Consider the following 13457-nt stretch of genomic DNA (forward strand, 5'->3'; position numbering starts at 1 on the left):
CAAAAGATATTCGGGTTGAGACTATTCGTCTTCGTTAAATCTGCCCTCAATCAGCTCTTCAATGGCAGCAAGTGCATCGACCGCGTCATCACCATCGACAATAACATCTACCTGTTCACCCTGGTGACTTTCCAGCATCATCAAGCCTAAGACGCTGCTTGCATCGGCTTCTTTATCGCCTTTTTTCAAAATGATTTTGGCATCAAACTGATTAGCAAGCTGAACCAATTGCGTGGCTGCTCTGGCGTGTAAGCCGAGTTTATTGACGATTGTAAGCGTTTTTTGAATAGTCATTACTGGTTCAACTCTCTGTGACGAATTTGAACATCAGGGTGTATTTCGCTGAACGTTTTCGACAAGGTTTGGGCAATATAGACAGAGCGGTGTTGGCCGCCAGTGCAACCGATAGCCACAGTCACATAGCTTCTATTGTTGCGCTCCAAGTGGGGAAGCCATGTGGTCATCAAGTTTTGAATCTGCCAAATAAATTTGGTTACTACGGGTTGTGAGCCTAAAAATACTTCCACGGGAGCATCTAACCCAGTTAAGTGTTTAAGGTCTGGCTCCCAATGGGGGTTAGGTAAAAAACGCGCGTCAAAAACGTAGTCAGCATCTTTAGGTATGCCATGTTTAAAGCCAAACGACTCAAAGACAAGAACAAGGCGTGAACTTTTCTTACCCAATATACGTTCACGGATCAATTCGGCGAGTTGATGTATTGTTAGCTTGTCTGTATCTAGGTATAAATCAGCGCGTTCAGTAATTGGCGCAAGAAGCGCAGACTCCGCCCTAATAGCCTCTGATAGAGACTTATTTAGTTTAGCTAAAGGATGAAGGCGGCGAGTTTCGCTAAACCGCTTGACCAGCACATCATCGCTTGCGTCAATGTACACTATAGTCATCGACCAAGAAGAAGGCAGGTAATCTAGAATCTCTACCAAGTCGTCAGGGTTTTTGGGGAGATTCCTAACGTCAATACTTACTGCAACTTGGTCGTATTCATCAACAACAGTATGGGTGAGGGTGGGAAGCAAATTTACTGGAATATTATCAACACAGTAATAACCTAAGTCTTCCAAAGCGCGAAGTGCGACAGACTTACCAGACCCCGAACGACCACTGATTATGATCAGCTTCACCTAAACTCTCCCTTATATTCTGGTTTCATCACATACGCGTTGTTGAATAAGCGCCTATCTATGAGTATAGGCACTTATTGTTTAACTTAATGCAGAAATAATTTCGTCGCTGGTTGTTGCACGACGTATTGTTTTAATCGTTTCTTTGTCGCTTAGCTTACCGGCTACGGTAGCCAGTGTCTGAAGGTGTCCTTCGGTTTGCTCTTCGGGAACGAGAAGAGCAAAGAATATGTCTACGGGCTTTTCGTCTAGGGCATCAAAGTTGATAGCTGGTGTACTTGTTACAACGATTGCTATTACCTTCTCAAGGCCGGCCAAGCGACCGTGAGGCAGTGCTATGCCGTTACCAATACCCGTGCTACCCATACGTTCTCGAGCCATCAAGCTATTTAAAACCGTTGCCTGGTCGATGTTATCGTTATGCTTGGCAGCGATATCAGCGATGATCTCAAGAATTCGCTTTTTACTATTACACTGAACCGCACATTCGGTGCGGTCCAGACTTACGATGGCTTGTATATCCATGCTCAATTAACTACTAATGTTTTTTCAGTTTTTCCTTATGCTTGATTACCTGCCGGTCGAGTTTATCAACCATGCTGTCAATCGCCGCATACATGTCGGTATTTTCTGAGGATGCGAATACTTCAGCGCCACTTAAATGAACAGTCGCTTCAGCTTTTTGATTTAATTTTTCAACGTTCAGGATGACATGCACATTAGAAATGTGATCAAAGTGACGTTCAAGTTTGCTGAACTTCGTATCGACATAATTACGCAAAGAGTCGGTGATTTCGACATGATGACCAGTAAGGTTGATTTGCATATTTCGTCTTCCTTATATTATTAAGCCCGTTTAAATAAGGCTTTTGCGTTGGTTCGACGGCGGGATCGACAACGATTCCCGGTATTTTGCTATTGTTCGCCGAGCGACTTTTATGCCTTGCTCGGCCAACAATGAAGCAATCTTGCTATCACTTAGCGGCTTGCTAGGATTCTCCGCAGCCACTAACTTCTTGATCAATGCACGAATCGCTGTAGATGAACATTCACCACCTGACTCGGTTGCTACGTGGCTTGAGAAGAAATACTTCAATTCGAAGATGCCACGGGGCGTATGCATATACTTCTGCGTCGTCACACGTGAAATAGTCGATTCGTGCATATCTACCATTTCTGCGACATCATTTAGCACCATTGGTTTCATCATTTCCGGGCCGTGCTCAAAAAAGCCCATTTGCTGCTGCACAATGCAATTTGCAACCTTCATTAAAGTATCGTTGCGAGATTCAAGGCTCTTTATGAACCACTTGGCCTCTTGCATGTGTGAGCGGATGAATTGTGAATCGCTGCTGTTCTTGGCACGACGACTCATCGCTGCGTACTGTTGGTTTACGCTTAATTTAGGCAGACTGTCGGGGTTCAGACTCAACCACCCAACGGCCATTTTTCTTGGTTACTGAGACATCAGGAATAACGTACTCAGGCTCTTTAGTAACTAAAGCACTACCTGGGCGAGGATTCAAGGTTTGAAGCAAACGCATTGCTTCGCGCAGCTGATCTTCTTTCAATCGGCTCTTACGCATTAGCGTGCGGTAGTCTTTACTGCTCAGTAAGTCTGAATATTCCTCAATAAGCTGCTTCGCTTCAGCAAGCCACGGTGTGTCTTCTGAAAACTGGCGCAACTGCACCATAAGGCATTCTTGAGGTGTACGAGAACCTGAACCAATAGGGTCGAACATTTGAATGCGCTTAAGCACACACTCTATTTCGTCCATTTCGATAGGCTCTTCTAGATCATCGTCGTTGACCGCTTCTAAGATGTCGTCAAGAGTAACGGTTAAATAACCTGATTCGTCAATTGAGTCGATGATTGCTGTAGCGATAGCGCGGTCAGTATCTGAAAAATGAGTGAGGCGCATTTGCCAAAGAAGATGTTCTTGGATGTCTTCTGTGGTCTCACCTTGGAAGATTTGTTCATCATCATTAGATGGGCCAGGTGCAGGCGCGGAAGAAGCCGAATAATACTCATCCCAAGTGCTGTCGATAGGTAGCTCATCGGGAAGATCATTCTTCTCCAGTGCATCTCCCGCTTCTAGCGTATCGCTTGATGCAGAAGCGGTCGCTTCAGCAGCGCTATCGTCACCGTCGACATTGTTCTTTTCTACTTGTGGCTCGTCGTTACTTTCTTCCACTTCTAAAAGCGGATTAGAATCGAGGGCTTCTTGTATCTCTTGCTGGAGATCAAGCGTAGAAAGCTGCAGCAGTTTAATCGCCTGCTGAAGCTGAGGTGTCATTGTAAGTTGTTGGCTAAATTTTAGCTGTAAAGATGGTTTCATCTACGTCTTATTTAAATGCTCTAAATTAAATATACCAGAGCGAAACTGAAAAATGACAATTAGGTTACACTAACTATAGCCTGAATTGTTCGCCTAGGTATACGTCCCTTACTTTTTGATTACTTAAAACCTGTTCCGCAGTTCCTTGCGCAATAAGCTCGCCATGACTCACAATGTACGCTTTTTCGCAAACATCCAATGTTTCGCGTACGTTATGGTCCGTGATAAGGATACCAATACCCCTATCTCGCAGATGCTGTATTATCTTCTTTATATCATTAACTGATATTGGATCAACACCGGCAAATGGTTCGTCTAACAAAATAAATTGTGGTTTTGCTGCCAGAGTCTCAGCAATCTCCACGCGACGCCGTTCTCCCCCTGACAAACTCATCCCCGTACTATTACGTATATGGTTGATATTAAATTCATCAAGTAGGGCGTCTGCTTCTTCTTCTTGCTGTTGTAAATTTAAATCTTTACGGGTTTGCAAAATGGCCATGATATTTTCATGTACCGTAAGCTTCCTAAATATTGATGCCTCTTGCGGGAGGTAGCCTATACCGCGGCGTGCGCGCTCATGCATTGGCTGGTGAGTAAGCTCATTATCATCAATTTCGATCTTGCCTTTGTCTAAGTTGACTAAGCCTACAATCATGTAAAAAGTGGTGGTCTTACCAGCGCCGTTAGGGCCGAGAAGACCAACAATTTGACCGGTAGACACTGAAAGGCTTACATCGCGAACAACCTGTCGCGATTTATACGATTTAGCAAGGTTTTTAGCGCTCAAAGTTGCCATTGCTATTCATTGTCCTCGTTGTCTTTCTTAGACGATGTTTTACGAATGGTGTCAGGAGTAAATACTGTGGTAACACGACCTTCACCATCTTCACCGGCAGCACCCGTTGCAAGCAATTGTTCAGTAATCATATCGAACGTAATCTTATCACCTTGCACTTTACTGGTATCTTGCTGTAGCTCAGCATTACCCGCCAGAGAAATAGTGCGATTAATTACTTCATAGCGAATTTCATTGGCTTTCGCTGACACCGGTGTACCGTCTTCTAGTGATTGAGAATAGCTTGCAGGGTTGCCACGGGCGATAAATATTTCACGGCCGCTACCATCTGTAGCTATTACTTCTACTTCATCAGCTTCGATTAGGAGTGAACCTTGGGTAATAAGTACATCTTCCTTGTACAGCGCGGTTTTGTTTTTACCATCAATAAACTGGGTGTTTGACCCTATCTTAATGGGTTGTGAAAAATCTTCTTCACTGGCTATTACCGCACCGCTAGCGATGGCAAGTAGAAGGCTAGTTGCTAGGGGAATAAGTCGTTTGTACATGATCTAAAAGCTCGTATTCTTGTGTGCGTAAATTCGCGTTAAACCCATTGCTTAAAATAAGATATTGCGTACCCAGTATCTCAACGGGTTGATCAGATGTCATTTGTTTCGTGTCTAAATTTATCTGGATGTATTCCGTGGATAAACTTTTGACAAAATCGTCGCTGGTTTGATTTTCAATAACAACGCTATCTTCAAGCTGAATTAATTCATTGTTATAAAGCGTTCCTTCCTCGGCAGTTACAACCCAAGGTGATGAAGCGCTTTCTGTATAAAGGGTATATTTAGGTTGCTGGAATAAAACAAAGCCTAATTGGTCGTAATGCTCCATCGACTCTGCAAAGACTTTGTGATTTAACTCACCGTCTTGGTTGTACAAGGTTGTTGTTAAGTTTTTGGCCTTGTAGGCAGGCTTGAGCGCATCATTTTCGCTACTACCTTGAGTTTCAGGCTGCTCTTCCATCCACGTTGGGATGTACATAAGCATAGCTAAGATAAATAGCGCCGATATACTTAAACCTAAGCGATTGAAGCCAAACTGGCTCATACACTAGCTCCGAAAATATCATTTGCAACGCCTTTAGCTTGCAAAATGGTGTCCGATATTTCTCGAACTGCGCCAAATCCACCCGGAAGTGTGGTGATCCAGTTCGCTTGCTTTGCAACAAAAGGGTGAGCATCGGCAACCGCAATTTTTACCGCTACGTGCTGATACATACCTGTATCGGGCATATCGTCTCCTACGGCGGCAACTTCGCTTGAGTTCAACCCTAGGCTTTTCATTAATTCGCCGAGGGCGTCAGCTTTGTTTTCTTCACCCTGAATAATGTGTGCTACGTTTAGCGCCTTCATTCTGTTTTCTACAATTGCTGAACGTCGTCCTGTTATCACGGCGACGTTAACACCATTACTTACCAAGGCTTTCACGCCATATCCGTCTCGGGTGTGAAAAGCTTTAAGTTCTTCACCGTCGTTGCCCAAGTAAATGCGACCGTCTGAAAATACGCCATCCACGTCACAAACCAGTAGCTTAACATTTGCTAACTGCTCAAAAAGTGACTGGTCTAAATCGGTGTATAGAGTTGTCGTCATTTAGAGTACTCCCGCTTTCAAAAGCATGTGCATGTTGAAGGCTCCGACAGGGTTGCGCTTTTCATCGGTAACCATCAGTGCGCTTATCTTATGGGTTTCCATTAGGTTTAGGGCTTCTACAGCTAGCTGCTCTGCTGTGGTTGTTTTGCCGCCTTTGGTCATTACATCTTCTACTGTCGCACTATGCACATCTATACGGGCATCAAGTATTCGGCGTAAATCACCATCAGTAAACACGCCTGTTAACGAACCATCGGGTGCGATAACACCAGTCATGCCTAGGCCCTTTTTGGAAATTTCTAAAAGTGCATCAGCAACAGTTGCATTCAAATTTACTAGTGGGATATCACTGCCACTTAGCATGATATCACTCACTTTAAGCAGCAGCTTTCTACCTAAGCTACCGCCGGGGTGCGACAGGGCAAAGTCGTCTGAAGTGAAACCCTTTTGGTCAAGTAGGGCTACCGCAAGGGCATCGCCCATAACCAGTGTGGCCGTTGTGCTTGATGTGGGCGCCAGACCCAATGAACACGCTTCTTTTTCTACACTAATATCCAGCACTACATCTGCGTGTTGTCCTAACGAACTATCGGCACTGTTGGTCATTGCCACTACCAGTATACCTAAGCGCTTAACAACGGGCAGCAAGTTAACTAATTCATTGGTTTCACCAGAATTAGAGATGGCTAATAGGACGTCTCCTTTGCTTAGCATACCCAAGTCGCCATGGTTGGCTTCACCGGGATGCATGAAGAACGCTGGAGTACCTGTACTGGCTAGCGTAGCCGCAATTTTATTACCGATATGTCCAGATTTTCCCATACCGCTTACAACCACTTTGCCTTTGCATGAGAAAAGAATGTTGCATGCAGTGATAAAGTCATCATTTAAGCGCTCTGCAAGGTTGGCAATAGCCTGCGTTTCAATGTCGATAACGCGCTTTGCCGATTCGATATAGTGCATCTGAGTTTGTGTATTCATGATTATCCGAACAGCCAATATTGGTAGCCGATAAAGCAAGCCAGAAGTATAAATCCATTGGTTCTTGATATTGTACGCTTTCCAATTAAATCAAAGCTGAACAAGAACAACAGCAAGGTTAAACCGAGCATAACGTACATATCTCGGTTATAAACGTCAGGGTCTAGCAAGCCTGGGGCAATTAAACCTGGCATACCAAGTACGGCTAGCAAGTTGAAAATATTAGAGCCGATAATATTACCAAGTGCTAAATCATCTTCACCCTTAAGCACACCTGCGACACTTGCTGCTAATTCAGGAAGGCTTGTGCCAAACGCGATAATCGTCAACCCAATAACCAAATCAGAAATTCCCATGTATCTGGCAATTTCAACGGCTGAGTTTACAAGAAAGTGGGCACTTAAAGGCAATACGACAAGGCCAACACCAATCCAGATAAGTGCAGATGTATTAGAAACGCCTTTAGGGATTTCATCTGCGGTCTCAGCTACCAACGGGTCTTCTTTATCGACTTGTAGCGATAACCAAGCCATCATTGCCAAAACAAATATAAATAGGCCTAGTAAGATTATCCCTTCGTAAGACTTTAGCTCACCATCGAACATAAATCCGATTGCGATTAATGAGATAATAAGAAGAGCGGGGAGTTCACGTTTAAGCGTTGTAGATGAAACAAGAAGCGGCTTTACTAATGCAGTTACACCTAACACTAGTGCGATATTAGTTATATTTGAACCAAGGGCATTACCCACGGCTGTGTTCATATTGCCATTTGCAGAGGCAATAGCGGAAACCACAATTTCAGGTGCCGAAGAGCCCATAGCGACAATCGTTAATCCGATCATCATAGGAGAGATGCCGATGTTCTTTGCTAGTGCGGAAGCACCGTACACAAAACGGTCTGCACTCCAACTTAAGACAATCAGCCCAACCAGAAAAATGACAATGTTTAAAAGCACAACAACCTGTAATAGTTAGTATTTCGATAGATTGTCGCAAAAAGAGTGCCATTTGCCTATGCTAGCGTTGCTTTATTTTCACCAAAAATTGCTATTTGCTGTGAATTTCCATTTATCAAGCACTCTTGCAGTTTGAACATACTGCTGGTCAGCATTCAGTTTCAGTTAATAAACAACGAAATAGGATGGAGTCTGGAACTACCCGTGGGAATTAGTTAAGGCACTGGCATCACTTCAGCGCGGGATACAAATACCAGGCCGCGTAGATAATTGCCCACTCAGAAGGCGCTGGCAAGTTTCCTAGCAAAGCGTGGGAATGTAGGAATGGCTGTTCCCTTTCAAATTCCCAGAATGAAGCTAGGGAGCTTGCCAGACCTTCCCGAAGGGCGAGTTTAAAATGTCCGTACTCTTTGTTGTGTCACCTTGATGTAGAACCACTATACCTGCGGTAACACGCCGCGATTACGAACTTTTTAACTCTCGCTGAGTGGGTAATTATCTATGCGGTCTGGTATACAATTCGTCTTAATAGAACATAACTTGTAACTTTTTGACTTTGGCGAGGCTCTTGAAAAAGCGTACAATGGCTCCAAATTACACGGCCCATAAGGTATGTCTACTGGACAAGCCAGCCTGTAAACATAAAAAACTACACTGCAGAGTAAACTTTTTTGAATTTGTTGGCTCTTAAAAGTAAACTGTTCAGTAAACTTTATGAGTTATGTGTGTGAAGGCATAGAAATTGAATATGCACATCGCTCATACACTTTTAATATTTTCTAAGTGGATTGATTTTGCCGTTAAAAACGAAATTAATCCAGCGTCAGGGGTCGACATTTAAGTAACTATGGATCATTTAGTTGAAGTAGATAACCTAACCTTCAAACGCGCAGATCGTATCATTTATGATGGGATTTCATTGAAGGTACCTAAGGGCAAAATTACTGCGGTAATGGGGCCAAGCGGAATAGGTAAAACCACGCTGTTGCGCCTTATTGGCGGGCAGTTAACGCCAGATGAGGGCGACGTAAAATTCGACGGCGATTCAATTGTCTCTATGTCGAGAAAGTCTCTTTACGAAACCCGTCGTAGAATGAGCATGCTATTTCAAAGTGGTGCGCTATTCACTGACATGAGCGTGTTCGACAATGTGGCGTTTCCGCTTCGCGAGCATACTGAGCTATCTGAAGACTTGATAGCTACTATTGTCGCTTTAAAGCTACAGGCCGTAGGTCTGAGAGGCGCCGCGCAATTAATGCCGAGCGAACTTTCTGGTGGAATGGCGCGCAGGGCCGCGCTCGCTAGGGCGATAGCGCTAGACCCCGATTTAATTATGTACGATGAGCCTTTTGCGGGACAAGACCCTATATCCATGGGCGTGCTGGTAAAGCTTATTCGAGAGCTCAATGATGCACTCAGCTTAACAAGCATTGTCGTGACCCATGACGTAACGGAAGTGCTGACCATCGCTGATTATATTTACATTTTGGCGGATAAACGCGTCATTGGTGAAGGTACTGCGCAGCAAATTAAAGAAAGTGATTCCGAATTGGTTCAGCAATTCTTAAAAGGTAAAGCAGATGGCCCGGTTCCATTTCATTACCCAGCGCCAGACCTGAAAGCAAGCTTTCTGGGGGCAGATAAATGAAGTTCTTCCAATCATTAGGCGCTAAAACTATAGGGAAAGTTACTGCGATTGGTCGAGCAGCACTCATGCTGTTTGGCGCACTCATCGCTGTTCCCCGAGTTAAAAATGTTCCGCTGGTTATCAAACAGCTTTATGTAGTGGGTGTTCAGTCGTTACTGATCATCATGGTTTCTGGCCTATTTATTGGCATGGTAATGGCGCTGCAAGGCTATACCATTCTAGTGGATTACGGTGCAGAGGGTAGCTTAGGCCCCATGGTTGCGCTTTCTCTTTTACGAGAACTTGGTCCGGTAGTCACCGCATTGCTTTTTGCTGGGCGTGCCGGGTCAGCGTTGACCGCTGAAATTGGCCTCATGAAAGCCACCGAGCAGTTAAGTAGTTTGGAAATGATGGCAGTAGACCCACTAAGGCGCATAGTTGCTCCTCGTTTTTGGGCGGGAATGTTAGCTATGCCTATGCTCGCCATTATCTTTAGTGCCATTGGTATTTTAGGCGGTCATTTAGTTGGCGTAGACTGGTTAGGTGTTGATGCAGGCAACTACTGGTCAATCATGCAGTCGACCGTTGATTGGAACCAAGATGTTATAAACGGCGTAATAAAAAGCCTCGTTTTTGCCTTGGTTGTGACGTGGATTGCCATATTTAAAGGTTACGATTCTATTCCAACATCGGAAGGGATCAGCAAAGCGACTACCGAGACGGTGGTCTATTCATCATTAGCAGTATTAGGGCTGGACTTCGTGCTTACCGCCCTTATGTTTGGTATCGAGTAGGGGATTGGAATGAGTAAGTATAAAACGGAAGTAATGGTTGGTGTGTTTGTCATGCTTACGATAGGTGCTTTGTTATTGTTAGCACTTAAAGTTGCAAACCAAACGGTCGCAACCGAAGGCGATACCTATACCTTATATGCGAAGTTCGACAACATTGGCGGGCTAAAGCCTCGCTCTGCTGTAAAAGTGGGTGGCGTAACCGTAGGTCGAGTGTCATCTATTTCTCTCGATCAAGAAGATTTCACACCGGTAGTAGAGCTATCTATTTTAAATGAATACAACGGCTTCCCTGAAACAAGCTCTGTGTCTATTTTGACCTCGGGTTTATTAGGTGAGCAATACGTAGGTTTCCAGCCAGGGTTTTCTTTTGACGGTGTCGCCAATTTACAAGATGGTGATTACCTACAGGATACGAAGTCAGCGTTGGTACTTGAAGACCTTATCGGGCAGTTCTTATTTAACCGCGGTAGCGACGAAGACTAATCGCAACATAGCGACTGAGCGTATATAACGAAGTCGTCAATCAATTCCAGCGGCCTGATGAAACTATATACCTCATTATCAGGTCTGCTTAAAAGAGTTTGAAGTTAGGAGAGTTATTTTGAAAAAGTTTTTCGTAGCAATTGGCATTTTTATGATGTCTATAGCCGGTATGGCTAATGCGCAAGAAGTTAATGAACAAAACCCTTATGAGTTGGTTCAAGATGTGGCTAACCGCACATTCGAGCGAATTAAAGCGAATCAGGCTGAAATTAAAGCTGACCCTGAAATGCTACGCACTATTATGGAAGAAGAGTTAGTGCCGCACATTGATTATAAATTTGCAGCTTTTATGGTACTAGGTAAGCACTTTAAATCTGTGCCTCAGGAAAAGATGGGTGAGTACATCAGTGTTTTCCGTCAATACCTAGTGACTACGTATGCTGTGGCGATGGGGTACTATGACAATCAGGAAGTTATCTTTGAGCCTGAATCCTCTTTTGATGATAAAAAGTCAGTAACTGTACGCGCGGTCGTTCAAGACCCAAGCCGCCCTGAAATTAAGATTGCATTTAAGGTTCGCAAAGACAGCAAAACGAACGAATGGAAAGCCTACGATATGGTTGCTGAAGGCATTAGTATGTTAAACAGTAAGCGTAGCGAATTTGAATCAATTCTTCGTCAAGATGGCATTGATGCAGTTATCGCACTAATGCGTGACAAAATTGGCAAGCCGGTAGAGCTTGAAACAAGGCGAGCCAATTGAAATCGAAGGAGAGGCTGAGTGAGCCTGTTCGAGGTAAATGACACGGGTAGAATAGTGGTTCACGGTCAATTAGACCGTGAAACGCTGTCGAAAAACTTTTGGGAAAGTTTAAGCGGAGACCAACGTAGCACATTGGTTAGTAACAAAAAGTGCCAAGTCGATTTAGGCGATGTGGAGCGTGCAGACAGTGCAGGTTTAGCATGGCTTATTAATGCTGTTAGGGATGCAAAGCAAAATGGTGTTAGCATGACCCTGTATAAAATGCCCGAGAAGCTACAAAAGCTTGCGAAAATTAGCGACGCGGATAGCTTTTTACCCGTAGAATAAACACCATCAATCGAATAAAGAAGTAAGTTATGGAATTGTCTGAAATTGAAAAAATCTTGAAAGATGCGTTAGATCTTCACGAAGTCCACGTAAAGGGCGAAGGTTCGCATTTTAATATCATTGCGGTAAGCGATGCATTTAACGAAATGAGTCGTGTGAAGCGTCAGCAAGCAGTATACGCACCTTTAGCAGATAAAATTGCGGACGGCAGCATGCATGCAATTACCATCAAGACATTTTCAGTAAAAGACTGGGAGCGCGAGCGCCAGTTCAACATTCCTCAATAATAGGCGTCGTTCGTGGATAAACTTGTAATAAAAAAGAGCCCTGCACTTAACGGTACAGTGCGTATCTCCGGCGCGAAAAACGCGGCATTGCCGCTGTTAATGACCAGCCTACTTACCGATTCCCCTTGTCGTTATACCAATGTTCCTCGTCTTCGGGACATCAATACCACCACGGCGCTTTTGCGCGAACTAGGCGTAGAAGTAGCCCTACCGGCACCTAACGATATCGTTATTGATGCCAGCACACTCCAAAGCGTCACTGCGTCGTATGAGTTAGTACGTACTATGCGTGCATCTATCTTGGTGCTTGGGCCGTTGCTGGCTAAGCAAGGCAAAGCGAATGTCTCTTTACCTGGCGGTTGTGCCATTGGTGCACGCCCAGTAAACCTTCATTTAACTGGCCTCGAAAAGATGGGCGCTAAAATTGAAGTAGACGAAGGCTATATCCGTGCTGAAGTTGATGGTCGTCTAAAGGGCGCTCGTATCTTTATGGATATGGTGAGTGTAGGCGCTACCGAAAACCTACTGATGGCAGCAGCGTTGGCAGACGGCACGACTATTTTAGAAAACGCCGCGCGTGAACCTGAAATTGTTGATTTGGCTAACTGTCTCATTCAGATGGGCGCCAAAATCAAAGGTGCAGGAAGCGATAAAATCACTATTGAAGGTGTAGAAACCTTAAATGGTTGTGATTATGCCGTATTGCCAGATCGCATTGAAACAGGTACTTTCTTGGTAGCGGCTGCCGTAACCGGCGGCAAAATTCGCTGTACCCATGCAGCACCAGATACGTTAGATGCTGTACTAGACAAACTAGAGCAAACTGGTGCGAAGATCACCGTAGGCGAAGACTGGATTGAGCTAGATATGGAAGGGCGTAAGCCACAGGCTGTGCGTGTTAAAACTGCACCACACCCAGCATTTCCTACTGATATGCAGGCTCAGTTTGTTACCCTTAACTGCGTAGCCGAAGGTACAGGCGTAATTACCGAAACGATTTTTGAAAATCGCTTTATGCATGTGCCAGAGTTACAACGCATGGGCGCAGAAATCGCACTTGAAGCTAACTCAGCCGTGTCAAAGGGCAGTTCAAGCTTGAAAGGGGCGCCAGTAATGGCTACTGACCTTCGCGCCTCAGCAAGCTTAGTTATCGCTGGGCTTATCGCAGACGGTGAGACTCACGTAAATCGTATTTACCACTTAGATCGTGGTTATGAATCGATAGAAGAGAAATTGGGTGGCTTAGGAGCCATCATCGAGCGAGTTAAAGAGTAAACCTTATACCTTTGACTAGTCCTGAAATAGGTTGACACTTATTT

Annotated in this window: 17 protein-coding genes and 1 pseudogene; 7 read left to right on the top strand and 11 right to left on the bottom strand. The window is 44.5% G+C overall.

All coding sequences use genetic code 11. The annotated features are described in order from the left end of the window. Nucleotides 1-21 precede the first annotated feature (21 nt). The 11 genes and pseudogenes from ACYX4W_RS07070 to ACYX4W_RS07120 form a co-directional block, all read right to left on the bottom strand. Nucleotides 22-294, bottom strand: coding sequence for an HPr family phosphocarrier protein (locus ACYX4W_RS07070; RefSeq protein ID WP_474827697.1), 273 nt, complete (start codon nucleotides 292-294; stop codon nucleotides 22-24). Continuing rightward, the gene (gene rapZ / locus ACYX4W_RS07075) at nucleotides 294-1139 is read right to left on the bottom strand and encodes an RNase adapter RapZ (protein WP_474808598.1); all 846 of its coding nucleotides are present in this window, start codon (nucleotides 1137-1139) and stop codon (nucleotides 294-296) included. The genes ACYX4W_RS07070 and rapZ overlap by 1 nt, the downstream gene beginning before the upstream one ends. Before the next feature lie 81 nt (nucleotides 1140-1220). Then, complete coding sequence (gene ptsN, locus ACYX4W_RS07080) at nucleotides 1221-1664, bottom strand: PTS IIA-like nitrogen regulatory protein PtsN (protein WP_474808596.1); 444 nt, start codon at nucleotides 1662-1664, stop codon at nucleotides 1221-1223. A 13-nt stretch (nucleotides 1665-1677) separates the two neighbouring features. Further along, entirely contained in the window at nucleotides 1678-1965 is a 288-nt protein-coding gene (hpf, locus tag ACYX4W_RS07085) for a ribosome hibernation promoting factor (RefSeq protein WP_012517338.1), read from the bottom strand. A 30-nt stretch (nucleotides 1966-1995) separates the two neighbouring features. Continuing rightward, nucleotides 1996-3478, bottom strand: a pseudogene (locus tag ACYX4W_RS07090) (RNA polymerase factor sigma-54). 73 nt (nucleotides 3479-3551) lie between these two features. Further along, nucleotides 3552-4277: an LPS export ABC transporter ATP-binding protein gene (gene lptB, locus ACYX4W_RS07095; protein WP_476075099.1), complete on the bottom strand. Its 726-nt coding sequence runs from the start codon at nucleotides 4275-4277 to the stop codon at nucleotides 3552-3554. A 2-nt stretch (nucleotides 4278-4279) separates the two neighbouring features. After that, nucleotides 4280-4825: a lipopolysaccharide transport periplasmic protein LptA gene (lptA, locus tag ACYX4W_RS07100; RefSeq protein ID WP_476075100.1), complete on the bottom strand. Its 546-nt coding sequence runs from the start codon at nucleotides 4823-4825 to the stop codon at nucleotides 4280-4282. Further along, nucleotides 4794-5372: an LPS export ABC transporter periplasmic protein LptC gene (gene lptC, locus ACYX4W_RS07105; RefSeq protein WP_269917291.1), complete on the bottom strand. Its 579-nt coding sequence runs from the start codon at nucleotides 5370-5372 to the stop codon at nucleotides 4794-4796. The genes lptA and lptC overlap by 32 nt, the downstream gene beginning before the upstream one ends. Further along, nucleotides 5369-5917 (bottom strand): 3-deoxy-manno-octulosonate-8-phosphatase KdsC, encoded by a 549-nt coding sequence (gene kdsC / locus ACYX4W_RS07110; RefSeq protein ID WP_476075101.1) that lies wholly within the window; start codon nucleotides 5915-5917, stop codon nucleotides 5369-5371. The genes lptC and kdsC overlap by 4 nt, the downstream gene beginning before the upstream one ends. Then, entirely contained in the window at nucleotides 5918-6898 is a 981-nt protein-coding gene (locus ACYX4W_RS07115) for a KpsF/GutQ family sugar-phosphate isomerase (protein ID WP_269917293.1), read from the bottom strand. Between the two features lie 2 nt (nucleotides 6899-6900). After that, complete coding sequence (locus ACYX4W_RS07120; RefSeq protein WP_118490202.1) at nucleotides 6901-7857, bottom strand: calcium/sodium antiporter; 957 nt, start codon at nucleotides 7855-7857, stop codon at nucleotides 6901-6903. 847 nt (nucleotides 7858-8704) lie between these two features. Between ACYX4W_RS07120 and mlaF the strand changes: the two genes are divergently transcribed. The 7 genes from mlaF (at nucleotide 8705) to murA (ending at nucleotide 13413) form a co-directional block, all read left to right on the top strand. Then, nucleotides 8705-9505 (top strand): phospholipid ABC transporter ATP-binding protein MlaF, encoded by an 801-nt coding sequence (mlaF, locus tag ACYX4W_RS07125; protein WP_462574418.1) that lies wholly within the window; start codon nucleotides 8705-8707, stop codon nucleotides 9503-9505. Then, nucleotides 9502-10278, top strand: a complete 777-nt coding sequence (gene mlaE, locus ACYX4W_RS07130) for a lipid asymmetry maintenance ABC transporter permease subunit MlaE (protein ID WP_476075102.1) — start codon at nucleotides 9502-9504, stop codon at nucleotides 10276-10278. Before mlaF ends, mlaE begins: the two co-directional genes overlap by 4 nt. Before the next feature lie 9 nt (nucleotides 10279-10287). After that, nucleotides 10288-10761 (top strand): outer membrane lipid asymmetry maintenance protein MlaD, encoded by a 474-nt coding sequence (gene mlaD / locus ACYX4W_RS07135; RefSeq protein WP_012517348.1) that lies wholly within the window; start codon nucleotides 10288-10290, stop codon nucleotides 10759-10761. 118 nt (nucleotides 10762-10879) lie between these two features. Continuing rightward, nucleotides 10880-11524, top strand: a complete 645-nt coding sequence (locus tag ACYX4W_RS07140) for an MlaC/ttg2D family ABC transporter substrate-binding protein (RefSeq protein WP_476075103.1) — start codon at nucleotides 10880-10882, stop codon at nucleotides 11522-11524. A gap of 18 nt (nucleotides 11525-11542) precedes the next feature. Then, complete coding sequence (locus tag ACYX4W_RS07145) at nucleotides 11543-11851, top strand: STAS domain-containing protein (RefSeq protein WP_476075104.1); 309 nt, start codon at nucleotides 11543-11545, stop codon at nucleotides 11849-11851. Nucleotides 11852-11880: 29 nt separating this feature from the next. Further along, nucleotides 11881-12138 carry a BolA family protein gene (locus tag ACYX4W_RS07150; RefSeq protein ID WP_012517351.1) on the top strand — a complete coding sequence of 86 codons (258 nt, stop codon included), beginning with the start codon at nucleotides 11881-11883 and terminating at the stop codon, nucleotides 12136-12138. A 12-nt stretch (nucleotides 12139-12150) separates the two neighbouring features. Then, on the top strand, nucleotides 12151-13413 hold the full coding sequence (murA, locus tag ACYX4W_RS07155; protein ID WP_476075105.1) for a UDP-N-acetylglucosamine 1-carboxyvinyltransferase: 1263 nt from the start codon (nucleotides 12151-12153) through the stop codon (nucleotides 13411-13413). Nucleotides 13414-13457: the final 44 nt, after the last annotated feature.

The sequence above is a fragment of the Alteromonas sp. ABH4_454 genome, from assembly GCF_056311775.1.

Excerpts from the sequence above, each read along its gene's own strand:
- ACYX4W_RS07070 (WP_474827697.1), bottom strand. The coding sequence starts at position 294 with ATGACTATTCAAAAAACGCTTACAATCGTCAATAAACTCGGCTTACAC.
- ptsN (WP_474808596.1), bottom strand. The coding sequence starts at position 1,664 with ATGGATATACAAGCCATCGTAAGTCTGGACCGCACCGAATGTGCGGTT.
- hpf (WP_012517338.1), bottom strand. The coding sequence starts at position 1,965 with ATGCAAATCAACCTTACTGGTCATCATGTCGAAATCACCGACTCTTTG.
- lptB (WP_476075099.1), bottom strand. The coding sequence starts at position 4,277 with ATGGCAACTTTGAGCGCTAAAAACCTTGCTAAATCGTATAAATCGCGA.
- lptA (WP_476075100.1), bottom strand. The coding sequence starts at position 4,825 with ATGTACAAACGACTTATTCCCCTAGCAACTAGCCTTCTACTTGCCATC.
- lptC (WP_269917291.1), bottom strand. The coding sequence starts at position 5,372 with ATGAGCCAGTTTGGCTTCAATCGCTTAGGTTTAAGTATATCGGCGCTA.
- kdsC (WP_476075101.1), bottom strand. The coding sequence starts at position 5,917 with ATGACGACAACTCTATACACCGATTTAGACCAGTCACTTTTTGAGCAG.
- ACYX4W_RS07115 (WP_269917293.1), bottom strand. The coding sequence starts at position 6,898 with ATGAATACACAAACTCAGATGCACTATATCGAATCGGCAAAGCGCGTT.
- mlaF (WP_462574418.1), top strand. The coding sequence starts at position 8,705 with ATGGATCATTTAGTTGAAGTAGATAACCTAACCTTCAAACGCGCAGAT.
- mlaE (WP_476075102.1), top strand. The coding sequence starts at position 9,502 with ATGAAGTTCTTCCAATCATTAGGCGCTAAAACTATAGGGAAAGTTACT.
- mlaD (WP_012517348.1), top strand. The coding sequence starts at position 10,288 with ATGAGTAAGTATAAAACGGAAGTAATGGTTGGTGTGTTTGTCATGCTT.
- ACYX4W_RS07150 (WP_012517351.1), top strand. The coding sequence starts at position 11,881 with ATGGAATTGTCTGAAATTGAAAAAATCTTGAAAGATGCGTTAGATCTT.